Origin of the sequence: Microtetraspora sp. AC03309 (assembly GCF_020826795.1) — a bacterium.
GTDB lineage: Bacteria > Actinomycetota > Actinomycetes > Streptosporangiales > Streptosporangiaceae > Microtetraspora > Microtetraspora glauca.
In genome coordinates this window covers 1-625 of sequence record NZ_JADDIL010000346.1, presented here as the reverse complement: position 1 = coordinate 625, position 625 = coordinate 1, and the positions used below count along the sequence as shown (strand labels likewise).

Genomic DNA, 625 nt, shown 5'->3' with positions numbered 1-625 from the left:
GCGTGACACCCATGTGGAGTTGGAGCGGCTGGTACACACCCTGCCCGCCGGTCCCTATCAGCGTGACCGCGGGCCCAGCCAGTGGCTGCTCAAGATGCTGGCCACCCAGACTGAACGCACCGAGCTCGTACCGTTGATCGACGCGCTGCACCAGCGGATGCGCGCCGACAAGGTGATGGATTTCGGCATGCAGATGTCGGCGGCCGCGCGGCTGGCCTCGACCTTCCCTCAGGTCGGTGAGCAACTGCGGCAACGTTTCCGGGTGGTCCTGCTCGATGAGTACCAGGACACCGGTCACGCGCAGCGGGTGGCGCTGTCCTCGCTGTTCGGCGGAGGTGTCGACGACGGCCTGGCGCTGACCGCGGTGGGAGATCCGATCCAGTCGATCTACGGCTGGCGGGGCGCGTCGGCGACCAATCTGCCCCGATTCACCACCGATTTTCCGCTGGCCGACGGCACCCCGGCCCCTACCCTCGAACTGCGCACCAGCTGGCGTAATCCGCCCGGTGCACTGCATCTGGCCAACGCGGTGTCGGCCGAGGCGCGACGTCGCTCGGTGACCGTGCACGAGCTGCGGCCCAGGCCCGACGCCGAGCCGGGCACCATCCGTTGTGCGCTGCTGGAC

Annotated in this window: 1 protein-coding gene; it reads left to right on the top strand. The window is 68.8% G+C overall.

Features of this window, described 5'->3' with window-relative positions; translation table 11 throughout:
* Nucleotides 1-625, top strand: a 625-nt coding sequence (locus tag IMZ11_RS43250; protein ID WP_228649457.1) for a UvrD-helicase domain-containing protein, incomplete at both ends; no start/stop codon positions are given.